Origin of the sequence: Mycobacterium sp., assembly GCF_044342925.1 — a bacterium.
Classification (GTDB): Bacteria; Actinomycetota; Actinomycetes; order Mycobacteriales; family Mycobacteriaceae; genus Mycobacterium.
This window is the reverse complement of the sequence record NZ_JBIIOV010000266.1, coordinates 1-9,358: the sequence shown is the minus strand read 5'-3', so window position 1 is coordinate 9,358 and position 9,358 is coordinate 1. Positions and strand designations below refer to the sequence as shown.

The window sequence follows — 9,358 nt, the reverse complement described above, 5'->3', positions numbered from 1 at the left end:
AATTTTAAAAAACGTTGCCGACAACAGCAAAGTATTTGCATCCGCAAATAGCCGCTAGTCTGATTATTTATGTCTTTGTCGGTAACACCTCGGGAGCCGGGTGGCACCGGTGGTGTCGGGTTCGACGCTTCGGGGCTGACCAATGCCAGTGCCGGTGGCAATGGTGGTGCCGGTGGTATCGGTGGCACCGGTGGCGCTTCAGGTGTGGGGTCCGTCGCGCTGGCAGGTGGAGCCGGCGGCCAAGGCGGCAATGGTGGTGCCGCGGGTGCGGGCGCTAAAGGTGTCACCGGCGCGGCCGGCACCGGTAGCAGTGCACGCGACGGTGCCACCGGCGGCACGGGCGGCGCTGGCGGTAACGGCGGTAACGGTGGTGCGGGCGGCACCGGTGGTGCGGGCAGCAGCGGCGGCGGTTTGGGTGCCACGGGTCTGTTGGGCGTGGCCGCCACCGGCGGCACGGGTGGCACGGGTGGCACCGGTGGGGCCGGTTGGAACGCGAGTTCGCTCAGTGATGGCAGTGCCGGTGGTAACGGCGGGGCGGGCGGTAAGGCCGGTGTCGGTGGTAATGCGGGCACCGGTTTGGGTGCGGTGGCCGGCGGTGCCGGTGGTGTGGGCGGCACCGGCGGTATCGGCGGTGTCGGAGCCAAGGGTGTGACTGGCACGGCGGGGACCAGCCCTTCCCGGGACGGCACCGCGGGTGGCGCGGGTGGCGCCGGAGGTAACGGTGGCGATGGTGGCGCCGGTGGTGGCGGCGGTGCGGGCAGCGGCGGTGGCCTGACCGGTGTGACCGGCGCGCAGGGTCTGGGCCGCACCGGTGGTGTCGGTGGTGTGGGTGGCACCGGTGGCACCGGGTTCACTCCGTCGGGCTTCTCCGATGGCAGTGCCGGTGGCAACGCCGGTACCGGTGGTGTCGGTGGTGTGGGCGGCAAGGCCGGTAGCGGGTCGGGTGCGGTGACCGGCGGTGCCGGTGGCACCGGTGGTACCGCTGGTTTGGCGGGCTGGGGCACCGTGGGTGTCACCGGTGCCAACGGCACGAGCACGTCCCGTGACGGCGTCGATGGTGGTGCCGGTGGCAAGGGTGGTGCCGGTGGCAATGGTGGTTCCGGCGGTACCGGCGGTGCCGGCAGCGGTGGCGGTGTCACCGGGGCGTCCGGCGCGTTGGGCGTGGCCACGACCGGTGGGTTCGGCGGCGCCGGCGGCGCGGGCGGTAAGGGCTTTGACGCTTCCGGGCTGACCGACGGCAGCGCCGGCGGTAACGGCGGCAATGGTGGTGCCGCCGGCGCCAGCGGCACCGCCGGTGTGGGTTCTAACGTGCTGGCGGGCCGGGCGGCCAACAACGGCGGTGCCGGTGGTGCGGCCGGCGCCGGTGCCAGTGGTGTGACCGGCACGGCCGGGACCAGTGAGGCCCGGGACGGCGGCATCGGGGGCACCGGTGGCGCCGGCGGTAACGGCGGCAGTGGTGGTGCGGCCGGTGTGGCCGGTGCCGGCAGCGGCGGCGGCGCCGTCGGTGGCGCCGGTGTTCAGGGCGCGGCGGTGGCCGGGAGCAAGGGTGGTGCCGGTGGCGTCGGCGGGGTCGGGTTCGACGCCTCGGGGCTGACCGATGGCAGTGCCGGCGGCACGGGCGGTACCGGTGGCTCCGGTGGCGCCGGCGGTAAAGCCGGCAGCGGATCCAACGCTGTGGCTGGTGGCGCCGGCGGCAACGGCGGCACCGCGGGTGTGGCAGGCAAGGGCGCGACGGGTCTGACCGGTGCGGCCGGGACCTCTGAGTCGCGTTCCGGCGGGGTCGGCGGCAGCGGTGGTGCGGGCGGCGACGGCGGGTCGGGTGGTGTCGGTGGTGTCGGTGGCGTCGGAACCGGCGGCGGAGCTCTCGGGGCCAGCGGCACGCAAGGACTCGCCACCGCTGGTGCGACCGGTGGTACCGGTGGCACCGGTGGCGCCGGGTTCAACGCATCGGCGTTGACCGACGGCAGCTCCGGCGGTAACGCCGGTGCCGGTGGTGTCGGTGGCGTCGGTGGTAAGGCCGGGACCGGTACCAATGCGGTGGCCGGCGGCACCGGCGGCAAGGGCGGCAACGCCGGTGTTGCCGGTACCGGTGCGACGGGCACGACCGGTCTGGGCGGCACCGTCGAGGCGCGTGATGGTGGTGTCGGCGGTGTTGGTGGTGCCGGCGGTCTCGGCGCCAGCGGCGGTTCCGGTGGTGCTGGTGGGACCGGCGCCGGTGGCGGTGCGTCCGGGACCGGTGGAACCGTGGGTCGGGGCAGCGGCGGTGGTACCGGCGGTGCCGGTGGCACCGGCGGCAGCGGGTATGACGCCGCGGTGCTGTCCGATGGCAGCGCCGGCGGCAACGGCGGTGCCGGCGGTATCGGCGGCGTCGGCGGCAAGGCCGGGACCGGGACCACGGCGTTGGCCGGCGGCGCCGGTGGCGTCGGCGGTGTGGGTGGTTTTGCCGGCAACGGTGCTCAGGGCAGCACGGGCACAGCCGGGACCCTTACCTCCCGTGACGGCGGGTCGGGCAGCCAGGGCGGTGCCGGCGGTACCGGTGGCTCCGGCGGCTCCGGCGGGGCGGGTGGTACCGGCACCGGTGGCGGAGCCAGCGGAACGATCGGCTCGCAGGGTCAGGGTCGCACCGGCGGTACCGGCGGTACGGGTGGTACGGGTGGCGCCGGGTTCGACGCCGCCGGTCTCAACGACGGCAGCATCGGCGGCAGCGCCGGCGTCGGCGGCGTCGGTGGTGTCGGCGGTGCGGCGGGCAGCGGGTTGACCGCGGTCGCCGGTGGCCAGGGCGGTCAGGGTGGTGCCGGTGGCTCCGCCGGTGGCGGCGCGGTCGGCAAGGCCGGCGCCGACGGCACGATCGGCGCCCGCGCCGGCGGTAACGGTGGCACCGGCGGCCAGGGCGGCAACGGCGGCAGTGGCGGTACCGGCGGCACCGGTGGAGTCGGCTCCGGTGGCGGCGCGGTCGGTGGAACGGGGTCGATCGGTGTGGCCACCCTCGGCGGCGCCGGTGGTACCGGTGGCGCAGGCGGTAAAGGCTTCGACGCCTCTGGCCTGACCGACGGCAGCGCGGGCGGCAACGCCGGTATCGGCGGTGCCGGCGGTACCGGCGGCAACGCCGGTGTGGGTAGCACCGCCGTCAGCGGTGGCGCCGGTGGTATCGGCGGCAACGCCGGTGTTGCGGGTACCGGCGCGACCGGCACGACCGGCACCGCGGGCACCATCAGCGCGCGCGATGGCGGTGCCGGCGGCAACGGTGGTGTGGGCGGTATCGGTAGCTCCGGTGGTGTCGGCGGCTCCGGCGGCCTGGGAACCAACGGCGGCGCCAACGGCGCCACCGGCCTGGGCGGTACGGCCAGCACCGGCGGTACCGGCGGTAAGGGCGGCACCGGCGGCACCGGGTTCGACGCCTCCGGGCTCACTGACGGCAGTGCGGGCGGTAACGCCGGTGCCGGTGGCACCGGTGGTGTCGGCGGCCTCGCGGGCACCGGGACCAGCGCGGTGACCGGCGGTGCCGGTGGCGTCGGCGGCGACTCCGGTCTGGCCGGCACGGGTGCGACCGGCACGACCGGCGCAGCGGGCACGATCAGTTCCCGGGACGGCGGCGCGGGCGGCACCGGCGGTACCGGCGGCAACGGCTCCACCGGCGGTTCCGGTGGCGCTGGTGGTGCGGGCACCAACGGTGGCGGCACGGGTGCGACCGGGACGGTCGGGTCGGCCGGTATCGGCGGCACCGGTGGAACCGGCGGCATCGGTGGCACCGGCTACGACGCCAGTGCTCTGTCCGACGGCTCCGCCGGCGGTAACGGCGGTGCCGGCGGCGGCGGTGGCACCGGCGGTGTCTCCGGGGTCGGCACAGGCCCGATCATTGGCGGTGCCGGCGGACAGGGCGGCGCCGGTGGCAAGGCTGGCGCCGGCGCTGTGGGTACTACGGGAAGTGCCGGCACTAGCGGTGCACGCGACGGTGGTGTCGGCGGCAACGGCGGCCTCGGCGGCAACGGTGGCGACGGTGGCGTCGGCGGCAGCGGCGGTTCCGGCAGTGGCGGCGGCGCCACCGGATCGACCGGCCTGCAAGGGGACGGAGCTACCGGTGGCACTGGCGGTGCCGGCGGCAATGGTGGCGCCGGGTTCGACGCTTCCGGGCTGACCGATGGCGGCGCGGGCGGTAACGCCGGTGCCGGTGGCGCCGGTGGTGTCGGCGGCAACGCCGGCAGTGGGACCAGCGCGGTGACCGGCGGTGCCGGTGGCGCGGGCGGCGACTCGGGAGTGGCCGGCACCGGTGGCACCGGCACGACCGGCGCAGCGGGCACGATCAGTTCTCGTGACGGCGGTGCGGGTGGCGACGGCGGCGCCGGCGGCAACGGCTCCACCGGTGGTGTCGGCGGTGCTGGTGGTGCGGGCATCAACGGCGGCGGCACCGGTGTGACCGGGTCGATCGGCGTGGCCAGCATCGGCGGTACCGGCGGCACCGGCGGCACCGGCGGCGCCGGCTTCGACGCCTCCGGGCTCACCGACGGTTCCGCCGGTGGTAACGGTGGTGCCGGTGGTGCCGGTGGCACCGGTGGTGTATCCGGCGTCGGTACGGGCCCGCTGGTTGGCGGTTCCGGTGGCCAGGGCGGCGCCGGTGGCGCCGCGGGTGCCGGCGCTGTGGGTACCACGGGAATTGCCGGCACCCAAGGCCAGTCGGTCTTGCTCCCGCAGATTCCGGCCAAGCCCACTTACGTGGTGACCACGACGTTAACTCCTGCCGACAATATCCAGTCGGCCATTGATGCCGCCCAGGACGGTGACGTAATCATGCTCGGGAACGGCACCTATTCGCTGGGAGCCAATCTGAACATCAACAAGTCGATTTATCTGGTAGGCGAGTCCCAGTCAGGTGTGCTGATTCAAGACACCAGAGGCAATTCTCAGTCCTTCGTTCATATCTCCGCCGACGACGTGATGCTGGAAAACCTGACGATTCGGCACGTGACCTCCGATACGGCCATCGGCCACGCCATCGTGGTCAGCGGCCCCGGATTCCCCCAAGCGCGCGTGGACAACTTCACGATGTACAACGTCACCACGCAGTACTCGAAGGGTGGACTGAGTATCCGGTCCGATAACTTCGTCGTCGAGGGCAGCACATTCGAAGTCGTAGCAGGGTCGGGTACACGCCGAGGCATACTGCACTACGGCAACGGGGGCGACTCGTTCATCACGAATAACACGTTCATCAACAACACCGCCGGAGCGCTTCGCGCAATCACCCCGACATCCACAACCGGAACCAATCCAAGCGATGACCTTGCGGGAAGCCTGACCATCGAAGGCTCCAGCTTCATCGGCAACTTGTCGCAATTCGTCAACATTGACAATCACCAGGGAGCCCCCGGCGCCTTCGAATTGATCATCAAAGACAACATCACCCCCGAGACGAACGCATTCGTTGTTTCCTTCGGTGCAACACCGAACTTCGGAGACGTCTTCAGCCGAATCGTCCTGATCGACAACACTTTGACCAACAACCATGCCAGCGGACTAGGGAAAGGCGCCCTCGCCATCGACGGAACCGGTGGTCCGTTGAACTTCAGAAGTTCAGACCTGCCCATAGTCGCCAGCGGGAACATACTGGGCCAACTCGACTTCAGGACCGGCTACGCACAAGCCAACGGCTCAACCGGATCCATCGTCGGATACAACACCGCCCAAATCAGCCCGCCAACCGTGACAATCACCGCCGCCCATCCGCAGGACGGTGGCAACGGCGGCAACGGCGGCGTCGGCGGCAATGGTGGCGACGGTGGTGTCGGCGGCACCGGCGGTTCGGGCAGTGGCGGCGGCCTCACCGGATCGACCGGCCTGCAAGGTGCGGGAGCTACCGGCGGTACCGGCGGTACCGGTGGCGCGGGCGGCAACGGGTTCGACGCCTCCGGGCTCACCGACGGCATCGCCGGCGGTGACGGCGGCGCCGGCGGAAACGGCGGTACCGGCGGCAATGCCGGCACCGGATCCACGGCGGTGGTGGGCGGTACGGGTGGCAACGCCGGTAACGGCGGGTTCGCCGGGGCTGGCGCGACAGGTGTCGCCGGGCTGGCAGGAACTGTTTCCTCCCGAGACGGCGGCAATGGTGGCGACGGTGGCGACGGCGGTAATGGCGGCTCCAGTGGTGTGGCCGGATCCGGGGGCGCCGGCAGCGGTGGAGGGTTGACCGGTTCGACCGGATCCCTCGGCCTGGCCCGTGACGGCGGCGCGGGCGGCGCCGGCGGTGCCGGCGGTGCCGGGTTCGACGCCTCCACGCTGAACGACGGCAGCGTCGGCGGCAACGGTGGGGCCGGTGGAGCCGGCGGCGACGGCGGTGCGGCCGGGGTGGGGTCAAATCCGACCGTGGGTGGCGCCGGCGGTGACGGCGGTCCGGCCGGGGACGGCGGGCCGGGTTCGACTCCGGGATATTTCAATTCGTTCTCGACCACGTCGCTGCCGTCCGATTCTCAGCCGGGCACGTTGGCGGGCACAGTGGACATGCAGAACGGTTGGACCACCCGAGATGCGTTCACGACAGCCACCACCGTGCGTCGGTGGGATCAGCAAATCATGCAGGTCGACGACGCCAACGGGACCCGCACGGTGTTCCGGATGTCCAATGCGATCACCAATGCCAACTACACGGCTCAGGTGTTCTCGGCGACCTCGGCACAGGCGGCCGGGGAGTCCGGTGCGGCGTTGTGGAACAACCGCGGCACCAACGGTGCGGCCCCGTTAAGTCCGGCGCAGTTCGGGCAGTACGCGACGACGGACGTTTTCTACAGCAAGGTGGCGTTCCGGTCCGCGACGGGTGCGGCCCAGCCGGGGCTCTCGTTGACGCTGTCGCCCAGTGCTAAGCAGTCCGCGGTGCGGATGAGCTACCTGCAGTTGCAGGACACCGGGTCCGGGTTCGACCTGAACTTCGTCGAGGCGGGCGCGAACGGCGCGACTTTCCCGACCACGACCATCGCCTCGGGTCTGTCCTATACCGATCTGCACACGGTGGAACAGACGATCACCTTCGTCAACGGGGTCACCGACGACAACGGCATCATTTACGGCAACGATGTGGTGAACATCTATCTGGATGGCGAGCTGATCCACACCGGCACCACCTGGGAGTCGTACTACTACAACAACGAGCGGATCACCGCGGGTACCCCGCGCCTGCAGGCGGTCAACTCGATGCTGTTCCGGGTTGCGGGCACCGCCGCTCCGGCGACCTCCGGCAACGGTTTCTACTTCGAGGACTTCGCCATCAGTGGGATGGCCCCAGTGGGAGTCGTCGACGGCGGTGCTGGTGGTGACGGCGGTGAGGGTGGTAGCGGAGGTATCGGCGGCGACGGAACCGACGGTGGTGTCGGTGGTACGGCCGGCGCCGGCGGCACCGGTGGTACGGGCGGCGACGGCAGCTCCCCTGATGGCGATGGCGGCAGCGGCGGTGGGGGCGGCGACGGCGGCTTCGGCGGCGATGGCGGCACCGCCCTGGTGGTCAGTGGAGTAGGCGGCACGGGCGGCACCGGTGGCACGGGCGGCAGTGGCGGCACCGGAGGCACCAGCTCTGCCGGCACTGCCGGCCAGGCCGGTGGGTCGGGAACCGCGGGCGGCGTGGGCGATAGCGGGGTCGCCGGCGGCGCCGGTGGTGCCGGCGGGCTGGCCGGCACCGGCGGCACGCCGGGCCAGCCGGGCGTCGGGTAGAGGAAGCGACGGAAAAGCTAGTGCGGCGTCTGCTCGTTGGGCGGGAGCTCGTCCGGCGGGATCTCGGTCGGCGTCGGCTCGGTGGGCGGCATTCCGGTCGGCGGGAGTTCGTCCTGCGGCGCTGGTATCGGCTGGCGTTTCAGCCAGTCCTTGAGCCGGACCAGCTGACTGGCCACCAAGCCCATCCCGACCAGCAGCGCACCACCGATGATCAGCGCAGTCGTCATGGGCTCGCCCCTTCCCCCGCAGTTGTGGGTAACTATCCTGGTCCCAGTGTCCCAGGCCTCCGGAGCTGACGTTCGCGCAATGCGTGCACGGCTCGACGGGCTGACCCTCTCTGACGCCGCCCGGCTGGGCCGTCGGCTGAGGTCGCTGCGGGCTCCGGTCAGCGCCGAGAAGCTGGAGCAGGTGGCGCGGCAGGTCGAGGCGGCCGAGGCGCGGGTCGCCGCGAGGGCGGCGGCGGTGCCGGCGATCAGTTACCCCGACCTGCCGGTCAGCCAGATGCGCGGCGAGCTGGCCGCGGCCATCGCCGAACACCAGGTGGTGGTGGTGGCCGGCGAGACCGGGTCGGGCAAGACCACCCAGCTGCCCAAGATCTGCCTGGAGCTGGGCCGCGGGGTGCGCGGCACCATCGGGCACACCCAGCCGCGCCGGCTGGCGGCCCGCACCGTCGCCGAGCGCGTTGCCGAGGAGCTGGGTACCGAGGTCGGCCAGACCGTGGGGTACACGGTCCGGTTCACCGACCATGCCGGTGACCGCACCCTGATCAAGCTGATGACCGACGGCATCCTGCTCGCCGAGATCCAGCGTGACCGCCGGTTGCTGCGCTACGACACCCTGATCCTCGACGAGGCGCACGAGCGCAGCCTCAACATCGACTTCCTGCTGGGCTACCTGCGCCAGTTGCTGCCGCGCCGGCCCGATCTCAAACTGATCGTCACCTCGGCCACCATCGAGCCGGGGCGCTTCGCCGCGCACTTCGGTTGCGACGGCCGGCCCGCGCCCATCGTCGAAGTCTCCGGCCGCACCTATCCGGTCGAAATCCGTTACCGCCCTTTGGAACTGCCGGCACCGATCACTGAAGAAGAAGACCCGGATGACCCCGACCACGAGGTCGTCCGCGTCGAACCGCGCGACCAGACCGAGGCAATCATCGACGCACTGGGCGAGCTGTCCGCTGAGCCGCCCGGCGACGTCCTGGTGTTCCTGTCCGGGGAGCGGGAGATCCGCGACACCGCCGAGGCCATCCGAGGCGCCTTCAAAAAAGGCGTCGAGGTGCTGCCGCTCTACGCCCGGCTGCCCACCGCCGAGCAGCACCGGGTGTTCGTCGCCAACACCAGCCGGCTGACCCGCCGGGTGGTGCTGGCCACCAACGTCGCCGAGACGTCGCTGACGGTGCCCGGCATCCGCTACGTCATCGACCCGGGCACCGCGCGGATCTCGCGCTACAGCCGGCGCACCAAAGTGCAACGGCTGCCCATCGAGCCGATCTCGCAGGCTTCCGCCGCCCAACGTTCCGGCCGGTCCGGTCGCACCGCACCGGGGGTGTGCATCCGGCTGTACTCCGAGCAGGACTTCGACGGCCGCCCCCGCTACACCGACCCGGAGATCCTGCGGACCAACCTCGCCTCGGTGATCCTGCAGATGGCCTCGCTGCAGCTCGGCG

3 protein-coding genes are annotated in these 9,358 nt (G+C 71.9%); 2 read left to right on the top strand and 1 reads right to left on the bottom strand.

Annotated features, from left to right (window positions below):
- Window positions 1-69 precede the first annotated feature (69 nt).
- Window positions 70-7,692, top strand: coding sequence for a right-handed parallel beta-helix repeat-containing protein (locus ADBZ6I_RS17135; RefSeq protein WP_526385980.1), 7,623 nt, complete (start codon window positions 70-72; stop codon window positions 7,690-7,692).
- A 17-nt stretch (window positions 7,693-7,709) separates the two neighbouring features.
- On the opposite strand, the gene ADBZ6I_RS17130 is transcribed toward ADBZ6I_RS17135, so the two are convergent.
- A complete protein-coding gene (locus ADBZ6I_RS17130) occupies window positions 7,710-7,919 on the bottom strand; it encodes a hypothetical protein (RefSeq protein WP_526385978.1) in 210 nt (69 codons plus the stop codon).
- A 79-nt stretch (window positions 7,920-7,998) separates the two neighbouring features.
- Between ADBZ6I_RS17130 and hrpA the strand changes: the two genes are divergently transcribed.
- The coding region (hrpA, locus tag ADBZ6I_RS17125; protein ID WP_526385976.1) for an ATP-dependent RNA helicase HrpA at window positions 7,999-9,358 on the top strand (1,360 nt) is incomplete at its 3' end.